This window comes from Nocardia rhizosphaerae (assembly GCF_042650365.1).
In the GTDB taxonomy this organism is placed as follows: domain Bacteria; phylum Actinomycetota; class Actinomycetes; order Mycobacteriales; family Mycobacteriaceae; genus Nocardia; species Nocardia rhizosphaerae.
Genome location: NZ_JBHSBA010000015.1, coordinates 910,348 through 933,520 on the forward strand (window position 1 = coordinate 910,348; position 23,173 = coordinate 933,520).

At 68.8% G+C, this 23,173-nt stretch carries 18 protein-coding genes; 11 read left to right on the top strand and 7 right to left on the bottom strand.

What is annotated here, in order from left to right:
- Positions 1-43: 43 nt before the first annotated feature.
- The gene (locus tag ACFOW8_RS26450; RefSeq protein WP_378554680.1) at positions 44-2,779 is read right to left on the bottom strand and encodes an HAD-IC family P-type ATPase; all 2,736 of its coding nucleotides are present in this window, start codon (positions 2,777-2,779) and stop codon (positions 44-46) included.
- A gap of 330 nt (positions 2,780-3,109) precedes the next feature.
- Positions 3,110-6,241, bottom strand: a complete 3,132-nt coding sequence (locus ACFOW8_RS26455) for a BTAD domain-containing putative transcriptional regulator (RefSeq protein WP_378554244.1) — start codon at positions 6,239-6,241, stop codon at positions 3,110-3,112.
- A 123-nt stretch (positions 6,242-6,364) separates the two neighbouring features.
- Between ACFOW8_RS26455 and ACFOW8_RS26460 the strand changes: the two genes are divergently transcribed.
- The 6 genes from ACFOW8_RS26460 (at position 6,365) to ACFOW8_RS26485 (ending at position 12,006) form a co-directional block, all read left to right on the top strand.
- Positions 6,365-6,943 (top strand): NADPH-dependent FMN reductase, encoded by a 579-nt coding sequence (locus tag ACFOW8_RS26460; RefSeq protein WP_378554245.1) that lies wholly within the window; start codon positions 6,365-6,367, stop codon positions 6,941-6,943.
- 19 nt (positions 6,944-6,962) lie between these two features.
- Positions 6,963-8,399, top strand: coding sequence for an MFS transporter (locus ACFOW8_RS26465; protein ID WP_378554246.1), 1,437 nt, complete (start codon positions 6,963-6,965; stop codon positions 8,397-8,399).
- A gap of 114 nt (positions 8,400-8,513) precedes the next feature.
- Positions 8,514-8,876 (top strand): hypothetical protein, encoded by a 363-nt coding sequence (locus tag ACFOW8_RS26470; RefSeq protein WP_378554247.1) that lies wholly within the window; start codon positions 8,514-8,516, stop codon positions 8,874-8,876.
- A 187-nt stretch (positions 8,877-9,063) separates the two neighbouring features.
- Positions 9,064-10,299, top strand: a complete 1,236-nt coding sequence (locus ACFOW8_RS26475; RefSeq protein WP_378554248.1) for an NAD(P)/FAD-dependent oxidoreductase — start codon at positions 9,064-9,066, stop codon at positions 10,297-10,299.
- Positions 10,300-10,336: 37 nt separating this feature from the next.
- Positions 10,337-11,245: an RNA polymerase sigma factor SigJ gene (sigJ, locus tag ACFOW8_RS26480; RefSeq protein WP_378554249.1), complete on the top strand. Its 909-nt coding sequence runs from the start codon at positions 10,337-10,339 to the stop codon at positions 11,243-11,245.
- Positions 11,242-12,006 carry an alpha/beta fold hydrolase gene (locus ACFOW8_RS26485; RefSeq protein ID WP_378554251.1) on the top strand — a complete coding sequence of 255 codons (765 nt, stop codon included), beginning with the start codon at positions 11,242-11,244 and terminating at the stop codon, positions 12,004-12,006. Before sigJ ends, ACFOW8_RS26485 begins: the two co-directional genes overlap by 4 nt.
- Positions 12,007-12,241: 235 nt before the next feature.
- On the opposite strand, the gene ACFOW8_RS26490 is transcribed toward ACFOW8_RS26485, so the two are convergent.
- Positions 12,242-12,589: an ArsR/SmtB family transcription factor gene (locus ACFOW8_RS26490; RefSeq protein WP_378554252.1), complete on the bottom strand. Its 348-nt coding sequence runs from the start codon at positions 12,587-12,589 to the stop codon at positions 12,242-12,244.
- 22 nt (positions 12,590-12,611) lie between these two features.
- Here ACFOW8_RS26490 and ACFOW8_RS26495 point away from each other — a divergent pair, with 22 nt between their 5' ends.
- Positions 12,612-13,388, top strand: coding sequence for an SDR family NAD(P)-dependent oxidoreductase (locus ACFOW8_RS26495; protein ID WP_378554253.1), 777 nt, complete (start codon positions 12,612-12,614; stop codon positions 13,386-13,388).
- Between the two features lie 138 nt (positions 13,389-13,526).
- Here ACFOW8_RS26495 and ACFOW8_RS26500 read toward each other — a convergent pair whose 3' ends face one another.
- The 4 genes from ACFOW8_RS26500 to ACFOW8_RS26515 all read right to left on the bottom strand — a co-directional run bounded on the left by ACFOW8_RS26500 (position 13,527) and on the right by ACFOW8_RS26515 (position 18,724).
- Positions 13,527-14,468, bottom strand: a complete 942-nt coding sequence (locus tag ACFOW8_RS26500) for an alpha/beta fold hydrolase (protein WP_378554255.1) — start codon at positions 14,466-14,468, stop codon at positions 13,527-13,529.
- Positions 14,469-14,477: 9 nt separating this feature from the next.
- Complete coding sequence (locus ACFOW8_RS26505; RefSeq protein WP_378554256.1) at positions 14,478-15,110, bottom strand: TetR/AcrR family transcriptional regulator; 633 nt, start codon at positions 15,108-15,110, stop codon at positions 14,478-14,480.
- On the bottom strand, positions 15,107-16,879 hold the full coding sequence (locus ACFOW8_RS26510) for an N-acyl-D-amino-acid deacylase family protein (RefSeq protein WP_378554258.1): 1,773 nt from the start codon (positions 16,877-16,879) through the stop codon (positions 15,107-15,109). Before ACFOW8_RS26510 ends, ACFOW8_RS26505 begins: the two co-directional genes overlap by 4 nt.
- 504 nt (positions 16,880-17,383) lie before the next feature.
- Positions 17,384-18,724: a PucR family transcriptional regulator gene (locus tag ACFOW8_RS26515; protein ID WP_378554259.1), complete on the bottom strand. Its 1,341-nt coding sequence runs from the start codon at positions 18,722-18,724 to the stop codon at positions 17,384-17,386.
- On the opposite strand from ACFOW8_RS26515, the gene ACFOW8_RS26520 reads away from it, so the two are divergent.
- The 4 genes from ACFOW8_RS26520 to ACFOW8_RS26535 are packed head-to-tail and all read left to right on the top strand — an operon-like array spanning position 18,683 to position 23,156.
- On the top strand, positions 18,683-20,224 hold the full coding sequence (locus tag ACFOW8_RS26520; RefSeq protein WP_378554260.1) for an acyl-CoA synthetase: 1,542 nt from the start codon (positions 18,683-18,685) through the stop codon (positions 20,222-20,224). The two genes, ACFOW8_RS26515 and ACFOW8_RS26520, sit on opposite strands and share 42 nt — an antisense overlap.
- Before the next feature lie 2 nt (positions 20,225-20,226).
- On the top strand, positions 20,227-20,991 hold the full coding sequence (locus tag ACFOW8_RS26525; protein WP_378554681.1) for an enoyl-CoA hydratase-related protein: 765 nt from the start codon (positions 20,227-20,229) through the stop codon (positions 20,989-20,991).
- Positions 20,992-20,996: 5 nt separating this feature from the next.
- Positions 20,997-21,791 carry an alpha/beta fold hydrolase gene (locus tag ACFOW8_RS26530; RefSeq protein WP_378554682.1) on the top strand — a complete coding sequence of 265 codons (795 nt, stop codon included), beginning with the start codon at positions 20,997-20,999 and terminating at the stop codon, positions 21,789-21,791.
- Positions 21,792-21,806: 15 nt separating this feature from the next.
- Positions 21,807-23,156, top strand: coding sequence for a lipase family protein (locus ACFOW8_RS26535; RefSeq protein WP_378554261.1), 1,350 nt, complete (start codon positions 21,807-21,809; stop codon positions 23,154-23,156).
- The last annotated feature ends 17 nt before the right edge of the window (positions 23,157-23,173 follow it).

Sequence of the window (23,173 nt, forward strand, 5' to 3'; positions counted from 1 at the left end):
GAGCCACCCGTGCAGCTACTGCCGCGATCCCGGCCGTTCCCGGTCATCGCGCGTGCCCTCGCCGCACGCGTTTGTCCACCGCGACCACAAGACTCGCCGCGGCGGCGATCAGCAGGATCCGCAGCCACGCGTCGCCGCCGATGGGGGCGGTGTCGAAGACGGTGTTCATGGCGGGCACATACGTGATCGCGAGTTGACCGGCCAGTTGACCGGCCACGCCGATGATGAGCCACCGGTTGGTGAAGAACCCGAGCCGCCATGCGGAGCGAGCCAGCGACCGGCAGCTGAACAGGTAGAAGACTTCGACCAGGACGAACAGATTCACGGCGGCGGTACGGGCTTCGGGAAGGCTTGCCCCATTGGCGAGTTCCCACTGGAACAGCCACCACGCGCCGGCGACCAGGAGCGAGGACACCAGCAGAATCCGCGCCATCAGCGCGCGAGTCAGCAGTGGTTGATCCGGTGCACGCGGCGGCCGGGCCATGATGCCCGCTTCCTTGGGTTCGAACGCGAGCATCAGTCCTAGAGCCACCGCAGTAGTCATGTTGATCCACAGGATCTGGGTCGGCATGATCGGCAGTGCCGCGCCGAAGACGATCGCGGCGAAGATCACCAGGCCCTCGCCGATGTTCGTCGGCAGTGTCCAGGCGATGAACTTGGTGAGGTTGTCGAACACGCCGCGGCCCTCTTCGACCGCGGCTTCGATGGTCGCGAAATCATCGTCGGTGAGCACCATGTCCGCGGCGTCCTTGGCGACCTCGGTGCCGCCGAGGCCCATGGCCACGCCGATCCCCGCCTGCCGCAGGGCCGGCGCGTCGTTGACCCCGTCGCCGGTCATGGCGACGACATGCTCGCGAGCCTGGAGCGCTTCGACCAGTCGCAGCTTCTGTTCCGGCGAGACCCTGGCGAAGACACTCGCCCGTTCCACCGCCGCCGTGAACTCCGCGCCCGACAGCGCGGCCAGCTCGGTGCCGGTGAGCACCCTGTCCTCGGCGGGCTCGTTCGGGTCGAGCAGACCGACCTGACCGGCGATCGCGGTGGCGGTCCCGGCATGGTCACCGGTGATCATCTTGACCGCGATCCCCGCCGCATGGCACGCGGCCACCGCACCGGCCGCCGCTGCCCGGGGCGGATCGGCCATGGCCTGCAAGCCGGTGAAGACCATGCGGTTCGAGAGCAGTTCCTCGTCGAAGTCCGCTGGGCCGAACTCGTTCGATCCGGCCACCGGCAGCATCGCCGTCGCCAGCACCCGCAGACCCTGCCCTGCCAGCTCCGCGGCGGCATCGAGCACCGCCACACTGTTCACGGGCGCGGCGACGCCTTCACCGTCCAGCTGGCAGGCACACAGGCAAAGGACCCGTTCGACGGAGCCCTTGACCAGCACCACGTGCCCCTTCGAGTCCACGCTCGTCGCATCTTCGTGCAGTGTCGCCATGTAGTTGCGCTGCGAACTGAACGGGATCGTCGCGCGCCGTGGTAGTGCCCGCGCTACCACGGCAGGGCCGAGCCCGGCCTTGGCGGCGGCAACCAGCATCGCCCCCTCGGTGGGGTCGCCCACCACCTGCCACTGTCCCGCATGCTCGGTCATGGCCGCGTCGTTGCACGCGGCACCGGCAAGCAGTGACCACCGCAACGCCGGGTGGGAACCGAGTGCGGCCACGTTGTCGTGTGCGTCGTGGATGACGCCTTCCGGCGCGTAGCCGAGCCCCGTGACCGTGAACCGGCCTCGAGGTGTCCACACAGTGGTCACCGTCATCTGATTCTGCGTGAGGGTGCCGGTCTTGTCCGTGCAGATCACCGTGGTGCCACCCAACGTCTCCACCGCGGGCAACCGACGAATCACCGCGCGCCGCCGCGCCATCCGGGCTACGCCGATGGCCAACGTGATCGTCACCGCGGCTGGAAGTCCTTCCGGGATGGCGCCGACCGCGAGCGCGATCGCGGCGGTGAAGGTCTCGACCGTGTCTTGCCCACGCAGCAGACCGACGCCGAAGGTCAGCGCGGCGAGAACGAGGATTCCCGCGGTCAGGATCTTGCTGAACTCGGCGAGCTTCGCCGTCAGTGGCGTATCCAGCGTCTCCGCCGCACCGACCAGCCGATGGATCTCGCCCAGCTCGGTCTCGCCGCCGGTGGCCACCACCAATCCCGCTCCGCTGCCCGTGGCCACCAGTGTCCCCGAGTAGGCCATGTTGCGCCGATCCCCGACCGCTGTCGACCCCGGCAACACCACATCGTCTTTGACCGTCGGCGCGGACTCCCCTGTCAGCGCCGACTCGTCGACCCGCAGTTCGGTCACCCGGACCAGCCGCAGATCGGCGGGCACCTTGTCGCCCGCCTCGAGCAGGACCAGGTCGCCAGGCACGAGTTCCTCGGACGGGACGGTCCGCTGGTGCCCGTCGCGGACCACCCTCGCCCGGGTACGCACCATCGACCGCAGACCCTCGAGCGCGGCCTCGGCCTTTGCCTCCTGGATGAATCCGACCACCGCGTTGATCAGCACGACACCGAAGATCACCGCCGAATCCACGTATTCGTCCAGCGCGGCGGTGATCGTTCCGGCCGCGATCAGGACATAGATCAACGGATGGTGGAACTGACGCGCGATCCGCGCGGCCGACCCCGTGCCCTCGGCCGCGGGCAAGCTGTTCGGTCCGAAACGCGCCAGGCGCTCGACCGCCTTCTGCTCGCTCAGACCACGATGCGGATCTGCCTCCAGCCGCAGCACAACCTCGTGCGAGGACAGTTCGTGATGCGCGGCTGTCGACGACGGCGTGATGATCGGCAAGTCGGCTCCTCTTCGACAGACGCGGATTTCGGCCGGTAGTGGTCACAGCGATTCGACCACCACGGCGAACCCGAACACAGGGGCCTTTGTCCTGCCGCCGGGTGCCGTTGGACATTCGATCCCGGCACCGGCAGCAACACCATCGATGCGACGTCACCGCAGCCGCCCGGCCGCTCGGGACTGGTTCGACCCGAGTGCACAACCGAGTCCCCTCCTGGGGTGGTGGGACGAGGTGATGAGCTCGTCCCGACGAGCTCCGCAGGTGCCGCGGTCACCCTGATCCGATGGCGGTACCAGCCCGCGGCATCGCGGAAACGACGGACATCAGGACCGCTCGCGGACGGTCGCGGCGATCGCCGCCGCGATACGGTCCACGTCGAAGCGCTCCTCGTCGGGCAGTGGCGCGCCCGTCTCGGCGCGGGCATCGGTCGCGGCGGCGAGGAGCAGGCGGGCTTCGTCGATGTGCCCGGCCAGCGCGGCGGCACCGGCGAGACCTTCCTGAGCGAGAGCCACCGCGCGGGGGTCCCCAGTGGACCTGGCCACGGTCAGCCCCTCGTCGTGCAGGGCGCGAGCCCGGTCGGGATCGCCGCGCAGTTCGGCGATGAAGCCGAGTTCGGCCAGGCTGTGGGCCACGCCCGGCGCGTAGCCGACCTGCCGGTTCCAGTCCAGGGACGCCCGTGTGTGTCGCTCGGCGTCGTCGAGCCTGCCCTCGCGGCGCGCACCGATACCGAGGCCGACCTCGGCGAAGACCCGGCCGAGTTCGTGCCCCTGGTGCACCGACAGGTCGAGCGCGCGCTCGTGGAGTCGCCGTGCTCGGGGCAGATCGCCCGCCAGCAGCGCGAGCCTGCCCAGCCCCGACAGCATGTCGGCCACCCGCGGCCACAGGCAGAGTTCCTCGGCCCGGCGCAGCCCGTCGCGGCGCAAGCGGACGGCCTCGTCGTAGTCTCCGACGATCTCGGCGCGGCGGCCGAGCAGTTCGGCGGCCCGCAGTTGCCCCCACCGGTCGCCGAGAACCGCGAAGAGGCGGGCGCTTTCGGCGGCATCGCGATGCATGGCCGTGAGCTCTCCGCGCAGCATGGCGTGGTGGGCGGCGCTGCTCAGCGCGGCGGCCAGCCCCCACTGATCCTGCGCCGCACGGAATCCCGCCAGCGCGCGCTGGGCCAGCGTGTCACTCACCACCTGATCACCGCCACCGAGCAGCGCCTCACCGAGCAGCCACTCGGTGAACGCCAGGCCCGCCGGATCGTCCACCCCGTCGAATCCCGCGGTCGCCGCCTCGACCAGTTCCGGCCGATCCGACGCGCGCACACTGAGCAGCGTGAGCGCCGAGCACCACCCGTTGACGCGGGCGCGCAGCGCGGGCGCGGCGCCCGGGTCAACGCCGAGCGCCGCGTCGAGCAGCCGGATGCCCTCCCTGATCCGCCCACGCAGAAACCAATACCAGGCCAAGGCGTCGACCAGGCGCAGCGCGACATCGGCGTCTCCGCGTCGCACCGAATCCTCCACGGCGGAGCGGAGATTCGCGTACTCGACGTCCAATTCCGCGAGCCACTTTCGCTGGTCGGCGCCGCGCAGTCGCGCCCGCGCCCGTTCGGCCAGCCCCGCGTAGTACTCGTTGCGCACCCCGTGCACCGGGTCGGTCTCGCCGGCGGCGGCGAGCCGCTCCGAGCAGTACAGGGCCACCGATTCCAGCAGCCGGTAGCGCGGTCCGGCATCGGTGTCGGTCATCGCGACGAGTGAACGGTCCACCAGCCGCGCGAGCAGGTCCGGCACGCGCGCGCCAGACAGATCAGCACTCGCGCAGACACTTTCGGCCGCTGCCAGCCCGAACCCGTCGCCGTGCACCGAAAGTCGGCGCAGCACCACCTGTTCCGGCTCGGTCAACTGCTCCCAGCTCCAGTCGATCACCGCGCGCAGTGTCTGCTGCCTGCCCGGCCCGCCCCGCCGTCCGGCGACCAGCAACTCGAACCTGTCGTCCATACGGGCGGCCAGTTCCCGCACGCCCAGCGCTCGCACGCGCGCCGCCGCGAGTTCCAGCGCCAGCGGAATCCCGTCGAGCCGGCGGCAGATGGTGGCGACGGCCGCCGCGTTGGCGGCGTCGATGGTGAAGCCGGGCGACGCGGCCGCCGCTCGCGCGGCGAACAGCCGGACCGCGCTGAATTTCGGCAACGTCTCGACGCCGATATCGGCCGGCGAGTGAGGCAATTCGAGCGCCGGGACCGGGTAGATCGCTTCACCATCCACGCCGAGTGGCTCGCGACTCGTGGCCAGGACCCGCACTCCCGCGGCCGAGCGCAGCAGTCGCTCGGTCACCTCGGCGGCCACGGTCACCAGGTGCTCGCAGTTGTCCAGGACCAGCAGCACCCGCTTGCCATCCAGCGCGGCGGTCAGCTGCTCGAACGGACCGGCGGCGGAGCCGATGTCGTGGCGGATGCCGAGGGCCGCGTGCACGGTGTCCACGACGGTCGACCGCGTGGCCGAGGTGGCGTCGATACCGGCCAGCTCCACGAACCACACGCCGTCGAGATGGTCCGGATCGAGCGAGCGCGCCACCTCGATCGAGAGCCGGGTCTTGCCGACGCCGCCCGGTCCGACGAGGGTGACCATCCGGTACTCGCCGAGCAGCGCGCGCACCTCGTGCGCCGCCTCGGCCCGGCCGATCAGTTCGGTCAGCTCGCCGGGCAGGTTCGTCGGCGCGGTCGCCGGGTTCGGTGCGAGCATCGGGTCCTGGGCCAGGATCGCGCGGTGCACGGCGGTCACCTCGGGCCCGGGGTCGATACCGAGATCGGTGCGCAGCCGCTCGCGCAGTTCGGTGAACCCGGCCAGCGCCTCGCTCTGCCGCCCGGACCGGTACAGCGCGCGCAGGTGCGCGGCGCGCAGCCGCTCGCGCAGGGGATGTTCGGCGACCAGCGGCGCCAGCTCCGCGACCAGGTCGTCGTCCTCAGCGAGTTCGAGCAGGGCTTCGGCCCGCGCCTCCACCGCCGACAGCCGCAGTTCCTCCAGCCGGGCGGCCTCGACCACCGCGAACTCCGCGTCGCCCAGATCGGCGAATGCCGTACCGCGCCAGAGCCGCAAGGCGGCGGTGAGCGCGTCGGCCCGCGATCGGGCGTCCGCTCCGGCGCGCGCGAGCGACTCCTCGAACCGGCCCGCGTCCACGGCCACGGCCGCCACCTCCAGGCGGTAGCTCGCGGAGCGCGACGTCACCAGGGCGCGCGCGCCGGGTTCGGCCGCGGCGAGGGCGGCGCGCAGTTGCGAGACCTTGACCTGCAGGGCGCTCGCCGCGTCACGGGGCGCCCGCCGCGGCCACAGGATGTCGATGAGCCGGTCGGTCGATACCGGCCGGTCGCGGTGGACGAGCAGAACGGCGAGCACCGTGCGCACCTGCCCGGCCGGGATCGCCACCCGCGCGCCCCGATCCGTCCACACCGCCAGGGGGCCGAGCACGCCGAACCTCATGCCCGTGACGATACGGCCCGGGTAAGGGCGGGTGATCGCCGTGTAGGGCCGTTGTAGGCGACGGGTAGGCCATGGCGGCGAAAGTCGTGGGGAACGAACGACTTCGGCTGGAAGGCAGACCCTATGCAAGCAACCGATGCCGTGCACGTGGCGATCATCATCGGCAGCACGCGAGGACAACGGTTCGGCCCGACGGTCGCCACCTGGTTCCATGAGCACGCGACCGCGCACGGCGGGCTCGACCTCGACCTGATCGATCTCGCCGACACCGCGCTGTCCGACGTCCTCGACGCACCCGGCTCCGACGCCGCGGTCGCGGCGCTCTCGCCGCGCCTGGCGCGCGCCGACGCGTTCGTGATCGTCTCGCCCGAATACAACCGGGGCTATCCCGCCCCGCTCAAAACCGCCATCGACTCCTACGTCGAGGAGTGGAGGGCGAAACCGGTCGCCATCGTCAGCTACGGCGGCGTCTCGGGCGGCCTGCGCGCCGCCGAGCAACTGCGCCAGGTTCTCGGCGAACTCCACGCCGTCACGATCCGCGACACCGTGAGTTTCCACTCGTGCTGGAACAAGTTCGACGACACCGGCAGGCCCCTCGATCTGGCCGGTGCGAGCGCCGCCGCGACCGCCCTGCTCAATCAGCTCACCTGGTGGGCCCGCGCGCTGCGCGAGGCGCGCGAAGCCCACCCCTACCCGCTCTGAGCACGCAGTAAGGATTCTCATGAGAAAACACCCGGCCGCGGCTCTGGCCCTGCTGGCCTTCTCCAGCCTCATCACTTCACTGGACTTCACGATCATCTACGTCGCGCTGCCCGATATCGCGCGCGACGTGGGCTTCTCCGGGCATTCGATGCAGTGGGTGGTCAGCGCCTACGCGATCTTCTTCGGCGGGCTGCTGCTCCTGGGCGGACGCTCGGCGGACCTGCTCGGCAGGCGCCGGATGTTCGCCCTCGGCATGGCGCTGTTCGGCGCCGCCTCGCTCCTCGGCGGACTGGCCACCACCACGACCGCGCTGATCGCCGCCCGCGCGATCCAGGGTGTCGGCGCGGCGCTGTTGTTCCCCGCCACCCTGTCGCTGGTGAACACGATGTTCGAGGAGGGCAGGGAACGGATCAGGGCGCTCGCGGTCTGGGCGATGGCCGGTGCAGGCGGGCTCAGCCTCGGCGCGCTGCTCGGCGGCGTGCTGACCAGCGCGTTCGGCTGGCAGGCCGTGTTCTTGATCAACATTCCCCTTGTCCTCGTCGGCGGCGGCGCGGCGTTCCTCGTCCTGCGCGCGGACGGTCCACGCGATCGCGGGCGCGGCTTCGACATACCCGGCGCGCTCACCGGAACCGTCGGCGTCACCCTGCTGGTGTTCACGGTGGCGCAAGCGCCCGAGTCGGGCTGGACATCGTCGCCGGTGCTGGCCGGAGGGGCGGCGGCGGTGGTGCTGCTCGGCGCGTTCCTGGTGATCGAGTCGCGCAGCGCCGGGCCACTCATGCCGCTGCGGCTGGGGCGGGCGCTCGGGCCCGCGCTGGCGGTCATCTTCGTCTTCGGCGCGAGCACCCAGAATGTCGTCTACTTCCTCACGCTGTTCCTCCAGAACGTGTGGCGCTACAGCGCGCTCGTCACCGGGCTGGTGTTCCTGAGCCTGTCGGTGATGATCGCCGTCGCGAACTTCGTCGCCGAACGGCTGATCGTCCGGATCGGCATCCGCGCCACGTTGCTCGCGGGCCTGCTGCTCGGCGCGGCGGGCGGTGGGCTGCTGGCAGCGGGGATGGTCCCCGACGGCTCCTACTGGACGATCCTCGCCGGGATCGTGGTGTACGGCGCCGGGATGGGCACCATCTTCCCGACGATGTTCGCCGCAGCGGGCGCCGGCGTCGCCGAACACGAGCAGGGCACCGCAGGCGGGATGGCCAACACCGCGATGCAGGTCGGCGTCGGCGCGGGCCTCGCGGTGCTCGTCGGCATCGCCAACGCGGGACTGGACGGACTCCACGGGGAGGCCCTGCGCCTCGCGACCGCCGAAGGGCTGCGCACCACGGTCGTGGTGGCCGCCGCGCTCACGCTGCTCGGCCTGCTCGCGGCGGCGGCGATGCGCCCTCGGCACGGGGTCGACGCGCCCGAGCGGCCCGCGGCCGTCACGATCGAGCCCGCCTCGGTCCGGGGTGGATGAGCGCGAGGTCCGATACCTGCCCGACCCACCGAACCCCAGGAGGTGCGACCGCCCCACCGTCACGACCGTCCAGCGTCGAACCATGAAAATCACTCGAATACAGGAGGAATGTCCATGAAGAAGACGATCGTCACCGCGGCGCGCGTCGCCGCCGCAGGTATCGCGGGCCTGTCGTGCACCGCGCTCATCGGCACCGGAGCCGCCGAGGCCGCGCCACAGGATTGCGTCGTCGACCGTGATCTGTTCGGCGCCTCGGCGATCTGTTTCCCCGACGGCGGCAGCGATTACGTGCTGCGCGTCGAGTGCGTCGGCCTCTACGCCAGCGGCCCGTTCCCGCTCTACGCCATCGGCCCCTACTACACGCTGAGCTACCCCTTCACTCCCTCCGGCGACCGGATCACCACGGGCTGCACCGGAGCGGGCCCCGGCATCTTCGCTGTCACCACCGGCGCCCATGTAGAGGTCTTCCGCGGTTAGGCAGGGTTTGACAGGAGCGCGACGCTGGGGTGTCGCCCACGTGAGCCGCCTCACACCGGGCGCGCCGGCGGCACCCCGGCTCGCCCCGGTGCGGGCGCGATCACGTCGGTCCCTGACACCGAGGCCCGGTACATCGTCAGATCGGCAGGGCCCGGCATCCGCAGGCCCCGAACACCGGGAGGCAATCATGGCAATAACCACCGGCAATCGATCCGGTACCCCGCACCGGATCGTCGTCCTCGGAGCCGGGTACGCGGGCGTGCTGGCCGCGAATCGGACGCTGTCCACCCTGGCGAAGGCGGGGCCGCACGCCCCGGCGTGCACGATCACCGTGGTCAACCCGAGGCCGGATTTCGTGGAACGCATCCGCCTGCACGAGGTCGCGGCCGGTACCAGGGCGACAGCGGCCACGCCCTTGACCCGGGTGCTGCATCCCGACGTCCGGCTGCTGGTGGGCTCGGCCGCGCTCATCGATCCGGCCGCCAAACTGGTCGACGTGGCGGTCGGCGGCGACACCACTCCCGTCCCCTATGACACGCTCGTCTACGCGGTGGGCAGCGGCGCGGATCGCGGGGTCGCCGGAATCGCGGAGCACACCTTCCGGATACCCACGCCGGAGAGCGCCGCCCGTATGTCCCCGTCGCTGCGGAATCTCCCGGAGGGCGCGCGGGTCGTGATCGTCGGCGGCGGGCCGACCGGGGTGGAGACCGCCGCGGAAATCGCCGCGGCGCATCCTCGACTGCGCACCGAACTCGTATCCGCCGGTGCGGTACTGGATTTCATGCGCCCGGCAGCACGGCGCAAAGTCACCGCCCAGCTGGAGCGCCAGGGGGTGACGCTACGCCCGGACACGTCGATCGACCAGGTGGTCGACGGCGCGCTGATCACCACCACCGGTGCGCGGATCGGATTCGACGCCTGCGCCTGGGCGGCCGCGTTCGGTGTGCCCGACCTCGCGGTCCGCAGCGGGCTGACCACGGATCCGGCTGGGCGGCTGCGGGTGGACGAAACCCTCACCAGCATCGACCATCCCGACATCATCGGAGCCGGCGACGCGGTCACGGCTCCCCCGTCGGTGGCCGATCATCTGCGTATGGGGTGCGCGACCGCGCTGCCGCTCGGCGGACACGCCGCGGCGGTGGTGCTGGCGCGACTCCACGGCGACTCCCCGCAGCCGCTGTCGATCGGATTCGTGGCGCAATGTCTGAGCCTCGGCCGCAAATCCGGTTACATTCAGTTCGTGCGCGCGGACGACAGCCCGCGTGCCCTGTCGCTGGGCGGGCGGAGCGCAGCCAAGTTCAAGGAGTGGATCTGCGCCATGACGCTGGACAGCCTGATCGAAGAGCGGCGCAAGCCCGGCGCCTACAAGGCTCCGAAGGGTCCGTCGCCGACCGCCGCTCGGCCCGCTGGAGTCGGATCGTGATCGCCCGCGCCGACGTCGGCCGAACCGAGGCCGCACTATGAGACCGGCCACCGATTCACCGCAGTACCGTCACCTTTTCGGCGTCGCGTACCGGATACTGGGCTCGGTCCACGACGCCGAGGACGCGATCGGGGAGGCATTGGCCCGCTGGCAGTCCCTCGACACCGCGGATCGGGACCTGATCCGGGAACCGCTGGCGTGGCTGACTCGCGTCGTGAGCCGCATTTGCCTCGACCAGCTCGGTTCGGCTCGGGCTCGCAGGGAGTCCTATGCCGGGATCTGGCTGCCCGAGCCGGTCCCCGGCACGATCGGGCCCGCCGGGCCGACGAACCGGCCCACCGATCCCGCCGACGCGGTCACCCTGGACGAATCGGTCTCCCTGGCGCTGCTGCGGGCCATGGAATCCCTCGCGCCCGCCGAGCGGGTCGCGCTGATCCTGCACGATGTCTTCGGCCTCGACTACACCGAGATCGGCTCGATCGTGGGCCGCACACCGCAGGCCTGCAGGCAGCTCGCCTCGGTGGCCCGGCGGCGCGTCCGGGATCGACCGCGCTTCCAGCCCGACGACGAGGAACGCGCCCGAGCGGTGCTCGCCTTCACTGCCGCGTGCACCACCGGTGATCTGGGCGCACTGGTCGAGGTCCTGGCCCCGGACATCGTCGTGCGCTCCGACGGCGGCGGCGCGACCGGTATCGCGCGGGTACCGGTGACCGGCCTCGATCGGGTAGCCCGATTCCTGCTCGGCATCGCCTCCGCACGCAGCTCCGAGGGCCGTCTCACCGCCGTCCCCGCGATGGTCAACAATCGCACGGGGCTCGTGATCGGCCTGGACGGCGCGACCATCGCCGTCATGGACTTCGCGGTGGCCGGAGGACTCATCGCCGAAATCGCCATCGTTCTGAATCCGGACAAACTCCGGGCCTGGCATCGGGAGGATCCGCCGTGACCAAACCGCCGCTGCTGCTGCTGCACGGAGTCACCATGTCCACCCGGGCCTGGGGCGAGCTGCTGCCGGCCCTGCGCCTACGCCACGAGGTCCTCGCGCCGACGCTGCGCGGCCACCGCGGTGGGCCACCGGCAGGCCGCGGACCGGCCCGGGTGCGCGAGCTGGTGGACGACACCGAACGACTGCTCGACGAAAAGGGCTGGGAGACCGCGCATCTGGTGGGAAACTCGCTGGGCGGCTGGATCGCGGTCGAGCTCGCCCGGCGCGGTCGCGCCCGCAGCGTCTGCGCGCTCTCACCCGCCGGGTTCTGGGAGCCGGGCACCGCCACGCAGACCCACGGCACCACCATCCTCGGTCGCGCCGCCCGGCTCGCCGCGGTCACCCGACCGCTGGCCGCGGTGGGGCTCGCCGTGCCCGTGGTGCGCAGAGCGGCCCTGCATCCGATCGCCGATCGGGGCGAGCGGTTGTCCCGAACCGCCGCCACCGAGATCGTGAACGATCTGGTCGGCTGTACCGTGACCGCGGACATCCTCGCCTCCACCGAGCAGATCGCCCCACTGGATCCGCTCCCGTGCCCGATGACGCTCGCCTGGTCCGAACACGACCGCATTCTCCCGCTAGGGGTCAATGGCGCGATTGCCCGGCAACGGATTCCGGGCGCACGGTTCGAGGTGCTGACCGGAGTCGGTCATGTGCCGATGATCGACGATCCGCTACGCGTGCGCCGTGCCATCGAAGCGGTCACCGGGCTCCCCGGCTGATCCGGGTGGCGGTGGATCTCCGGTGCCCGCACGGCACGTCACCGATCGGCGTCATGGGCGATTGCGCACGGGCACGACAGTCCACAGACACAGTGGTGGCGCCGATCGACGTCGGACCGGTCACGCCTGTGCTCGGGTAACTCGAGCGCCTTTCGCCCGGTGCGTCCGGGGCCCGGTCTCCGGGGCATACCAACCAGCGAATCAATCCGACCCGGACAATCCCCAAGTCTCAGGACTACGTGGCGCGGTCCGCCAAACCCACTTGATTCCCGACATCATCGGCGATCGCCGCGGCCAGTAGCGCCTGCAGCAGTCCGGGGAACCTGCTGTCGAGGTCTTCGCGACGAAGTGTGACATAGCAGCGGGTGCCCTCCTGGCGCGTACGAGTCACCCCCGCGTCCCGCAGCACCCGCAGATGGTGGCTCAGCGTGGACTTCGCGACCGGTACGCGCAGCTCGCCCCAGCCACGCTCCCGCCCGTCCGCCAGCACTCGCACCACACCGACCCGGATCGGATCACCGAGCGCCGCGACGACATCGGTCAACACCATCTCGCCCGGTTCCGGGTGCCGCGCTTGCCTCATACCAGCCAGCCTACTATGTTCGATGTTCTACGTACATCGAACAAGGAGAGCGCATGGACTCACCGGCAAAACCGTCATCGTCACCGGTGCCGGTTCGGGCATCGGGCGTGCCACCGCACGAGCATTCGCCTCCGCCGGAGCCGATGTTCTCGGTGTCGGTCGCAGGCAGGACACTCTGAACGCCACCGCGGCGACACACCCCACGATCGTCACGCACTCCGCAGACCTGCTCGATCCGCACACACCACAGGCGGTGATCGACGCAGCGCTCACCCGGTGGGGGCGCGTGGACGTGCTGATCAACAACGCGGGCGCCACTCGGCTGATGCCCTTGGCCGAGACCACCGCCGAAGGCATCACGAACCTGCTGACACTGAACGTCACCGCACCGAGCCTGCTCGGCAGCGCCGCCCTACCCCACCTGAGGCAGACCGCCGGATCGATCGTCAACATCTCCAGCACATACGGCCACCGCCCACTACCCGGCGCCGCCCACTACGCCGCCTCCAAAGCCGCCCTCGAACAACTCACCCGCAGCTGGGCACTCGAACTCGCTCCCGACCGCGTCCGTGTCAACGCCCTCGCCCCCGGCCCCACCGAAAGCGAAGCACTGACCGCCGCCGGACTTCCCACTACCGTGGTCGAACAGATCAAACGACAAGAAGCCGAGAACATTCCGCTCGGCCGTCGTGGTGAGCCCGAAGAAGTCGCCACCTGGGTCCTGCGCCTGGCCGACTCTGCCGCCACCTGGCTCACCGGCCAGATCCTCACCCTCGACGGCGGACTCGAACTCACCTGACCCGAAACGCAGGCCGGTGCCGAGAACCATTGATTTCGGCCGAACTGTGGGGGCATCGATCCATCAGGAAGACCACGACGCACGTCTGACTCTGGACGGCGACCGGACACTCGGTCCCGGAGACGAGGCGATCGCGGCTCAGGATGAGGTTTCGGCAGCCTTGTCGCCGGCGGAAAGGAACTCGCGAATCAGATCAGCGACGTGATCGGGTGCCTCGATCATCGGCGTGTGGCCTACCTGCTCGAGGACCGCGGTCGTGATCGTGGGCACTGCCCGGTAGCGCGTCAGTGCGGCCTCCACGTTGTAGAAGCGATCCTCTCGGCCGAAGACGACCAGCGCCGGCAATGCGAGTTCGTCCAGCCGTGCGTCCAACCCGAGCCGTCCGGTCCAGGCCTTGCGCCGCTTGATGGATTGGGTGAAAGCGGGGTGGTTCAGGCTGCGGGCATCGTCGAGGCCCCGACGGGGGTCGGTGAATGCCGTGCCCATGTCGAAGCCTGGCGCGAATGCTCGCCGCACCACGCGGTTGGTCACGAACGCAGGACCATGGTGTTGCAGGATCGGGCCGATCCACGGGAGGTGAATCATCCACTCTCCCGGTGGCAGTGTTCCCGTGCTCGTATCGGGCCCTTCGCCGATCAGCACGAGCCGTGTGATGCGGGTGCTGTACTCGGCGGTGGCCACGCCGAAGAGGCTGCCCATCGAGTGGCCGACAACCGTGACCTCGTTCAGGTTCAACTCGCCGAGTAGCCTCGCATAGAGCCGACCTTGGCTGTCGGGGTCGTAGCCGGTCATGGGTCGTGCCGATCCGCCGTGCCCGAGCAGGTCGACCCGGATGGTCCGGCATTCCGGCAGGCGGACAACGAGCTGGTCGAACCATGCCGTGGAGGCACCGAAGCCGTGCAGCATCAGCAGCGCGGGTCCGTCGACCGGGCCGTCCGCGCGGACGTGCAGGTCGATGCCATCGACGCACACGACCGTTCCCACGCCGCCTGTTGCCGGCTCGGCGCTGGTGCGCCCGGTCAGATCGCGAATCGACCTGAGCGGCCACCTCCCACGCGATGATGTGTTCTTGGTGGTCACGTGCTCTCCTCACCCGGTAGTGGCGGATTCGAGGCCCAGCAGGCGGACCAGGACGGTCCCGATCGTGTCGGCCGGAACGCTGCCCGGATCGGCGAGCTCTTCGATGGCGAGGCCGTTGTTCAGCGCCAACATGGTGAACATGAGAGTGCGGGAAGAGACGGCTGTGCCCGCGCCCCATCCGGTGAGTGCTTCCTCGGCCAGCTCGGTCAGTTGCCGGCGGTAGTCGCGGCGTTTCTCGACCCATCGCTCGCGTAGCTGGTCGTCGCGGGCGGCGCGAAGCCAGAACTCGGTGAACAGCAGCTGCCATTCGCGGCTGTGCTGCATTGCGGCGGTCATGTGCCGACCGGCTGCCAGCGCGGTCGCCTCGTTGGTGACGGTCAGGTCGTCCTGGCCGAGAATGGCGCGAACGGCTGTGATACGGCCTGTGACCTCTTGGTCGAAAAGCTCGAAGAAGAGGTCGTCCTTGTTCGCGAAATTGGAGTAGAGCGCACCGGTGGTGAACCCGGCAGCGGCCGCGACCTGTTGCATGGTGGCTCCGGCGAAGCCGCGTTCGGCAAACACCGTGGAGGCAGCTCGCAGCAGCCGGGCACGGACCTCGGGCCGCGGCGTGCGGCGAGTGACGGGGACTGGGGCTGCGTTCATGAGGACCATCCAGCGTTGGAGTGTGTCTTTCCTGCCCGCAGGAAAGATCCGAAGCGTCGCTTCGTGCCGAACCCGTCGGCGAATGTGCCGTAGCGGTAGACGAGGTGACCGCCCACGATGGTCGCGGCCACTGCGTCGTCGTTGCGGTTGACCATCCGGGAGACGGGCCCGAGCCCGTCGAGGATGGCTTCGGCGTAGTCGGCCGATGCCTGCGAGAGCCCCGCGGGGTCGATGACGGCGATATCGGCGCGGGCCCCCGGACGGAGGGTGCCGGCGTCCAGGCCGTACCAGTCACCGAGTTCGCCGGTGAGCCGGTGCACAGCCCGTTCGAGGCCAAGGAACCTTTTGCCCTGCTCTGCGGACTCCTGGACTCGCCTCAGTAGCCGAAGTCCGGCGTTGTAGAACGCCATGTTGCGCAGGTGGGCGCCGGAGTCGGCGAAACCCATCTGGATCTGAGGGTTGTCCGCGATCTTGTCGAGCACGTCGGGACGGTGGTTGGCGATCGTGGTACGCCAGCGCAGGGCGGGGCCGTGGGCGGCCACCAGGTCGAGGAAGGCGTCAGCGGGGTGAATGCCCCGCTCCTGGGCGACGCGGCCGAACGACTTGCCGATGACTTCGGCGTCTGGGCAGCCGACGATGTCGGAGTCGAACAGGTCGCGGTGCCATAGCTTCGGGCCGAACCGTCGCTCCAAATCCTTGCGGAACCGGCGGCGGTAAGGCTCGGTGTCCACGAGCTTGCCGCGCTCGATCGCATCACGCACGTTGAGAGCCGCGGCGCCGGAGCCGAACTCCTCGAAGACGACCAGGTCGATGCCGTCGGCGTATACCTCGAACGGCACCGGCAGGTGCTGCCAGCACAGGTCCGAGCCGATAGCCCGGTTCAGCACCGCCGTCGCCCTGGTCATCATCCAGATCAGCTTCGGGTCCGCCTTGAGATCTGCCGCGGTGAGCATCGTGGTCTTCAAGGGCGCCCTGCCTCGACCAGCGCTTTGGGCGAAGAACTTGACGATCTCGCTCTTGCGTGCAGCGTTCGGCGTGCACTGGTGCACGCGCCCGTAGTCGCGGAGCACGCGGTTCAAAGCCCGGTACTCACTCCAGGTCGCGTAGGTGGAGGGAAGTTGGCGCGAGGGGTAGCGCACGCCGTCCAGCTTCGAGAACGAACTCCTGATGGTCGACAATCCCAGGAAGCCGGCTTCGAGCGCATCGGCCAGCATCGCACGCATCCGGTCCAACTCCGTGGGAGTCGGTCGTTCGCCCGGATCAGTGGCCCGATCCAGACCCATGACGGCCGCGCGGATATCGGAGTGGCCGATGAGCGCGGCGATGTTGGGTCCCAGCGGGCCGGACTCGAGTGCCTCTACGTAGCTGTGTGGATCTGTCCAGGTCCGGCGTTGTTCGACCGCCGAATGGACAGCGTCCCACGGCAGGGCCTCGACGCGTGAGAACAGGTCCGCGCAGTCCTCGGGGGAGGTGTAGACGGTGGACAGTGAGCAGTTCCCGAAAACCACGGTGGTGACGCCGTGGCGCACCGACTCCGACAGCCCGGGGGCAACCAATACCTCGGCGTCGTAGTGGGTGTGGATGTCGATGAGGCCCGGCATCACCCATAGGCCCTCAGCGTCGACGACCTCCGCCCCGTGTGTCGCCAAAGGCACAGTGCTTATCGCAGCCACTCGTCCCGCGCGCACCCCTACGTCGCGAAACGCGGGTTGTGCACCGGTTCCGTCGAAGAAGTATCCGCCCCGGATCACCAGATCGAAGTCATCCATGACGGTGCCCCTCAATCTCGATAACGTTCATTATTCAGTAACGAACGTTATCGGCGGATGCTCGGGTCGTCAAGACGACCATCCGGCTGTGTGCCCGCCTGGTCGTACTCGCGCAGTTGCCTGCACCAAGGCCCGAGCGCCCGGCACGTAAGAGTTCCGGCGTGGACCAGGCAGTGTTTGCCGACGGTCCGTGCGACAGCAAGCGATGTCGCACGGCATCCTTACAGGCGCTGCACAGTCCAGGGCGAGAACATGATTCGCTGTTCGTCTGCGTTCTCACCACCGGAATGCCCACACATCCCGCAGGTGCGCGGCGTAGTCGCCGGCTTGGTCGGGACTGTCGAAGCCGAGTAGGCATGAGCCGAGCGACATGACCGCGGACGGCGTCGTCGGTGAAGAACATCCGATTCGCGATCTGGGTAGTCACACCCGCGCGGAGCCGCCGTTCGGGTCGCGCCGGTCGGCGGTGCGGTCGTCACTTCGTTGGCTGCGGTCGGGCCCGAATCATTTGCCCCGTCGGGTGATTTCCCGGTATCGGATGGCCCACCAGACTCGCAGGGTGGCATGGGGTTTGCGGAGGTCGGTGCCGGTGAGGTCTTCGAATCTGGCGATGCGGTAGCGGACGGTATTGGGGTGTACGACGAGCTGTGCTGCTGTGAGGTCGGCGCGCATACCGGTGTCGATGTAGCGGTCGACAGTGTCGATGAGGAGCTGCGCCTGTGCGTCGGTGCCGAGGGGAAGCAGGAGCTGGCGGAAGAGTTCGGCACCGAGATCGTGGTCGGCGATGACGGCCGGAAGTACACCCAAGGATTCCAGGGTGTTCGGCCCCGGTCGGCCGAACGTTTCGGCGGTGGCCAGCGCTCGGCCCGCCAGGCCGAAGGACCGTGGCAGGTCGGCGAGCACGGCGGGCGGGCCGATGCCGATGGTGGATGTGGCGTCGAGGGTTCTGGCCGATTCGAGCACACCGGCGAGGTCGCCATCGATGACGGTCGTCAACCCGTACGAGGCCGCGGCACGCATCGACCAGGGCGATGCGTCGGTGGTATCGGGGTCGGTGAGCCGGGTTCGGAATGCACGGTATTCGACGTCTGGATCGAGGCCGTACCGATCGGCTTGTTGCCGTATGGCGGCGGCGCCGAGCGTACCGAGCAGCAGCGCACGGGTGAAATCGGCTCGCATATGCAGGTCGCGTCGGGACAGTTCCAGCTCGACTTCGCGGTGGGCTGTCGCGTAGGCAGTGGTTGCCTGGTCCACCAGTGCGAGCATCTGATGGGTGGTGTCGAGGAGCAGTGCGTCGGGAATCGCGAGGTCGCGACCCGCTTTTGTTATCGCGAACAATACGTCCTGAATGGCCACCCGCCAGCTGTGCTGGATGTCTGGCAGCGAAACCCCCTGCTGGGCACGTATTTTCCCGTATTCGCGGAAGACCTGCAGATCGTCCTTGCTCAACGGACCCTGTCGGCCCAGGGCGTCGATCATGCGATCGAACAACACCGGCGACGTGCGGGCGACGGTCGCTGCCGAGATCGCGGAGTAGCCCGCCGCGGCGGCCTGCGATCGATGTGTCATGGCATCGATGAGCTGCTCTTTTTGTTCCATGAGCTGAGCCAGGAGGCGTCGTAGCTGCGCGGCCTGTGATGGTTCGGCGGTGGCTCCCATGGTGTCGTCGAGAGTATGACGACCCATTGGAATGAGCAACAAAATCGTCGTGATCGCGTTGGCATCGGATCCATGGTGTGACCCACGCCGCTGCCCGAATACTCGACACCGGCGGACTGCCGTACTCGACGACGAGGGCAAGGTATGTATCTGACACAGGGGTTGCATCGCGCGGTGCAACAGCACCCCGAGCGGGTGATGACGATCTATCGGGACCGTCGGCGGAGGTATGCCGAAGCGGCCCAGCGCATTGCCGCGTTGGCGGGAGCGCTGCGTGGGTTGGGCGTCGGCGACGACGAGCCGGTGGCGATCCTGTCGCTGAATTCGGATCGCTACAGCGAGTTCCTGCTGGCGGTGCCGTGGGCGAACGCGGTGATCAATCCGGTCAATATCCGGTGGAGTCCCGCCGAAATCGTCTACTCGCTCACCGATTCCGACAGTCGGGTGCTGTTCGTCGACGAGGCTTTCGCGCCGATGGTGGCGGCCATCCGGGAGCAGAGCGAGTGTGTACGCACCGTGGTGTACTGCGGCGAGGGCCCAGCGCCGGAGGGCATGCTCGACTACGAGGAACTTGTCGCGGCCTCCGCCCCGATTCCCGACGCCCGCCGCGGCGGTCACGCGGTCGCAGGCGTGTTCTACACCGGCGGCACCACGGGATTCCCGAAGGGAGTACTGCTCAGCCACGCGAATCTGCAGACATCTACGCTGGGCGGGCTGGCCACCGGGCTCTTCGACGAAGATTCCCGAATCCTGCACGCCGCCCCTATGTTTCACCTCGCTGATCTTTTCCTGTGGGCGTGCGGGGTGAGCCTGGGCGGTACGCACGTGATCGTCCCGGCCTTCGATCCGGCGGCGGTGCTGGCGGCGATTCAGGAGCATCGGGCCACCGAAACCGTCCTTATTCCCATCATGATTCAGTTGCTGGCCGATCATCCGGCGGCGGCCGAGCACGATCTCTCGTCGATTCGGCACCTGTTCTATGGCGGCGCGCCGATCTCGCGGGCCGTGCTGGACCGGGCGGTCGCGGCCTTCCCGCACGCGCGGTTCGTGCAGGCGTACGGGATGACCGAGGTCGCCGCCGTCGCCACCATGCTCACCCCCGACGATCACAACGACACCCGGCCGGGTTCGGCCGGGCGTGCGTTGCCGCACAGCGAGGTGCGCATCGTCGATGCCGAGGACCTCGAGGTCCCACGCGGTACGGTCGGCGAGATCGTGGTGGGCGGCGGCCACGTCATGCTCGGCTACCTGAACAGGCCGGAGGAGACCGCGGCGGTCCTGCGGGACGGCTGGATGCACACCGGCGACGGCGGATTCATGGACGACGCCGGTTACGTCCATGTGGTCGACCGGCTCAAGGACATGATCATCACCGGCGGGGAGAACGTGTACTCGGCCGAAGTGGAGAACGCGATCTCTGCGCATCCGGCGGTCGCCGTGTGCGCGGTCATCGGTATACCCGATCCGACGTGGGGTGAACGGGTACACGCGGTCATCGTCTGCCATGCCGGTAGAACGGTCACCTTCGAGGAGATCTGCGAGCACACCAAGGTGCTCATCGCCGGGTACAAGGTGCCGCGCAGCATCGAGATCACCGAGTCCCTGCCGCTGTCGGGAGCGGGAAAGATCCTCAAACACGAACTGCGCAAACCGTTTTGGAACGAATCGGAAAGGCAGGTGTCGTAGTGGTGACCGCCACCGCAGATATTCTGGAATGCACTCGCGTCGACGACATCCTGGTGCTCACCATGCGGCGCGAGCGCCGGCGCAATGCGATCGACGCCGAGCTGACCGCGGCTCTGGACGCGGCGCTGAACGAGCTGGACGATAATCCCGACCTGCGCGCCGGTGTGTTGACCGGCGCGGGTGCGGTATTCAGCGCGGGCACCGATCTCGAGCGCGGCTCGGGCGCGCCGACCACACGCGGAGGGGAATACGGCCTGGTGCGCCGCCACCGAGTCAAACCGCTCATCGCGGCGGTCGACGGCCCCGCCTTGGGCGGCGGGTTCGAACTGGTGCTGGCGTGTGATCTGGTGGTGGCCTCCACGGCCGCGTCGTTCAGCCTGCCCGAAGTGCGGCGCGGGGTGGTCGCGGCGTGCGGGGCGCTGTTCCGTACCGCCCGGGCGTTGCCGCGCAATATCGCCACCGAACTGCTGCTCACCGGTGAGCCCCTTGCTGCTGAACGCGCGCACGCACTCGGGCTGGTCAATGTGTTGACCGAGCCGGGCAAAGCTGTGGAGGCGGCGCTCGAGCTGGCCGGTCGGCTGCGTGTCAGTGGGCCGGTGTCCATCCGGGAAACCCTGCGCGCGCTCGACAGCTACCACGCTGCCTCCGACGAAACCGGTTGGACAGTCACCCAAAAGGCGATCGAGACCGTGCTCGCCTCCGAAGACTGCCGCGAGGGGATCCTCGCGTTCGCGGACAAGCGCGCACCGCGCTGGACAGGACGGTGACCCAGATGTTCTTCCGCGAAGACGGCAAGCCGCAGGGCAAACCGATCGTGCTCGTGCACGGGTTCGCCTGCTCATTGCACTGGTACGACCGCGTCGTGCCGCGACTGGCCGACGACTACCGGGTCATTCGAGTTGATCTCAACGGCCACGGGCGTACCGGTGGCGATCAGGGCCTGAATCCGCATGACCAGACCCGTTCCCTGGCAGCGGTTCTCGAAGTGCTCGACCTCACCGACGCGATGGTGGTCGGGCATTCCTATGGCACCGATGTGGCCCTGGGCGTCGGAGCGATCTCGGATCGTGTCAGTGAGATCGTGATCATGAGCCAATCGCCGGATTACAGCCTCGCCACGTTGCCTCGCGGCCATTCGCTGGTCGGTGTGCCGCTGGTGCCGCAACTGGTGCACCATCTGACACCGGATTGGGTGGTGTGGCGGGTGTTACGCGGCGGATTCCGGCCCGGCTTCGACATCGGATCCGGTTTCGATGATCCGCGCCAGCCGCTGCACGACCGCGCGGTGATGTCGCTCGGTATGTACCGCGCCGTGGTGCGAACTCGCGATCTCGAGTTGCGGGCGGAACCGCTCGATGCCCGGATCCGCGCCATCGAGAAACCCGTGCTCGCTATCCACGGCCGTCACGACCAGTTCTTCGACTGCGAGGGAAGCATCACGCGCTACCGCGCCTCGGGTGCGACCGTGCGGGTCATCGAAAACGCCGGCCACACCCCCAATGTGGAGACGCCCGACGAGGTCGCCGCGCTGCTGCGCGAATTCCTCCTCGTGCCTCGCCCGCCATAGGAACTGAGGACACTCATGAAATTCGCGGACACAATGCGGTGTCTGACCGTCGTCACGGTGATGGCGCTCGCGCTCGGCGGGGTCGCCGAAGCCGCACCGTCCACGGGCTCGACCGATGCCGCCGGCGATGCCTTCTATGTTCCTCCCGACCCGCTCCCCGGATCGGCTGCCGGTGACGTCATTCGCACCCAACCGTTCCCACTCCCGTTGTCGCTCCGGTTGAACGAGGTCACGATCCCGGCGGCGGCGCAACGGATCATGTACCGCAGCAACGGCGCCCATGACGAGCCGATCGCGGTGACAGGCACCTACTTCGAGCCCAGCCAACCCTGGACCGGGCCCGGCGATCGACCGCTGGTCACCATGGCGGCGGGCACCCAGGGCCAAGGCGACGACTGCGCACCGTCGAAGCTGTTCGGAAAACTGCTCAACTACCACTTTCCGTTCGACGTCATGACCGAGTACGAGGTCCTGCCCGTCTACCTGCTGCTGGCGCGTGGTGTCGCGGTCGTCGTGACCGACTACGCAGGACTCGGCACCCCCGCTGTGCACGACTGGATGAACCGTCAGTCCCAAGGTCACGCCGTGCTCGACGCTGCCAGGGCGGCTCGGAAACTTCCCGGTACCTCCCTGGGCGCGGCCTCACCGCTCGCTATCGCGGGCTACTCCCAGGGCGGTGGTGCGGCAGCCTCGGCCGCGGAGATGCAGCCCGGCTACGCACCCGAACTCGACCTGCGCGGCAGCTTTGTGGGCGCGGTTCCTGCGGACCTGATCGCCGTCCTGCCCGCACCGGCCTCCGACGCCGGCATGTTCGGCAACGGCGCAATCAGCGGTCCCGCAGTCGGCTTGTTCGGTTACATCGTCAACAGTCTGGCGGCCGTCTATCCCGAGGCGAGACCGGAAATCGACCGCATCACCAACGACAGCGGAAAACGACTGATAGCCGAGGCCGCCACCTCATGCGTTCTAGATCTGTGGCTGCGCAACATGTTCCGCAGCTCGAGCGAGTTCACCACAAGTGGGCGACTGCTCTCGGAAGAGATTCTCGATTCCCCGATCCTGCGCGAGCTGCTCGATCGGCAGCGAATCGGCCGACTAACACCCGGTGCACCCGTCTACATCTCCTCGTCAGTCGTCGACGATCTGGTCGGCCACCCCCAGAGCAGGCAGCTAGCACAGGACTGGTGCGACAGCGGCGCGACCGTGGAACTGAACAAGTTCGATCGAATTCCCCCGTGGTTCAACGGCCTCGGAGTCGGACATGTGATCAGCATGCTCCCGTATCTGTCGGCGATGACCGACTGGCTGCTGGCTCGGTTCGCCGACATTCCCACGACCGGCAACTGCTCAGCCCTGCCGAACTGACCACAGACCGAAAGAAG

Excerpts from the sequence above, each read along its gene's own strand:
- ACFOW8_RS26495 (WP_378554253.1), top strand. The coding sequence starts at position 12,612 with ATGTTCTACGTACATCGAACAAGGAGAGCGCATGGACTCACCGGCAAA.
- ACFOW8_RS26465 (WP_378554246.1), top strand. The coding sequence starts at position 6,963 with ATGAGAAAACACCCGGCCGCGGCTCTGGCCCTGCTGGCCTTCTCCAGC.
- ACFOW8_RS26530 (WP_378554682.1), top strand. The coding sequence starts at position 20,997 with ATGTTCTTCCGCGAAGACGGCAAGCCGCAGGGCAAACCGATCGTGCTC.
- ACFOW8_RS26455 (WP_378554244.1), bottom strand. The coding sequence starts at position 6,241 with ATGAGGTTCGGCGTGCTCGGCCCCCTGGCGGTGTGGACGGATCGGGGC.
- ACFOW8_RS26535 (WP_378554261.1), top strand. The coding sequence starts at position 21,807 with ATGAAATTCGCGGACACAATGCGGTGTCTGACCGTCGTCACGGTGATG.
- ACFOW8_RS26460 (WP_378554245.1), top strand. The coding sequence starts at position 6,365 with ATGCAAGCAACCGATGCCGTGCACGTGGCGATCATCATCGGCAGCACG.
- ACFOW8_RS26520 (WP_378554260.1), top strand. The coding sequence starts at position 18,683 with ATGTATCTGACACAGGGGTTGCATCGCGCGGTGCAACAGCACCCCGAG.
- ACFOW8_RS26490 (WP_378554252.1), bottom strand. The coding sequence starts at position 12,589 with ATGAGGCAAGCGCGGCACCCGGAACCGGGCGAGATGGTGTTGACCGAT.
- sigJ (WP_378554249.1), top strand. The coding sequence starts at position 10,337 with ATGAGACCGGCCACCGATTCACCGCAGTACCGTCACCTTTTCGGCGTC.
- ACFOW8_RS26505 (WP_378554256.1), bottom strand. The coding sequence starts at position 15,110 with ATGAACGCAGCCCCAGTCCCCGTCACTCGCCGCACGCCGCGGCCCGAG.
- ACFOW8_RS26510 (WP_378554258.1), bottom strand. The coding sequence starts at position 16,879 with ATGGATGACTTCGATCTGGTGATCCGGGGCGGATACTTCTTCGACGGA.
- ACFOW8_RS26475 (WP_378554248.1), top strand. The coding sequence starts at position 9,064 with ATGGCAATAACCACCGGCAATCGATCCGGTACCCCGCACCGGATCGTC.
- ACFOW8_RS26470 (WP_378554247.1), top strand. The coding sequence starts at position 8,514 with ATGAAGAAGACGATCGTCACCGCGGCGCGCGTCGCCGCCGCAGGTATC.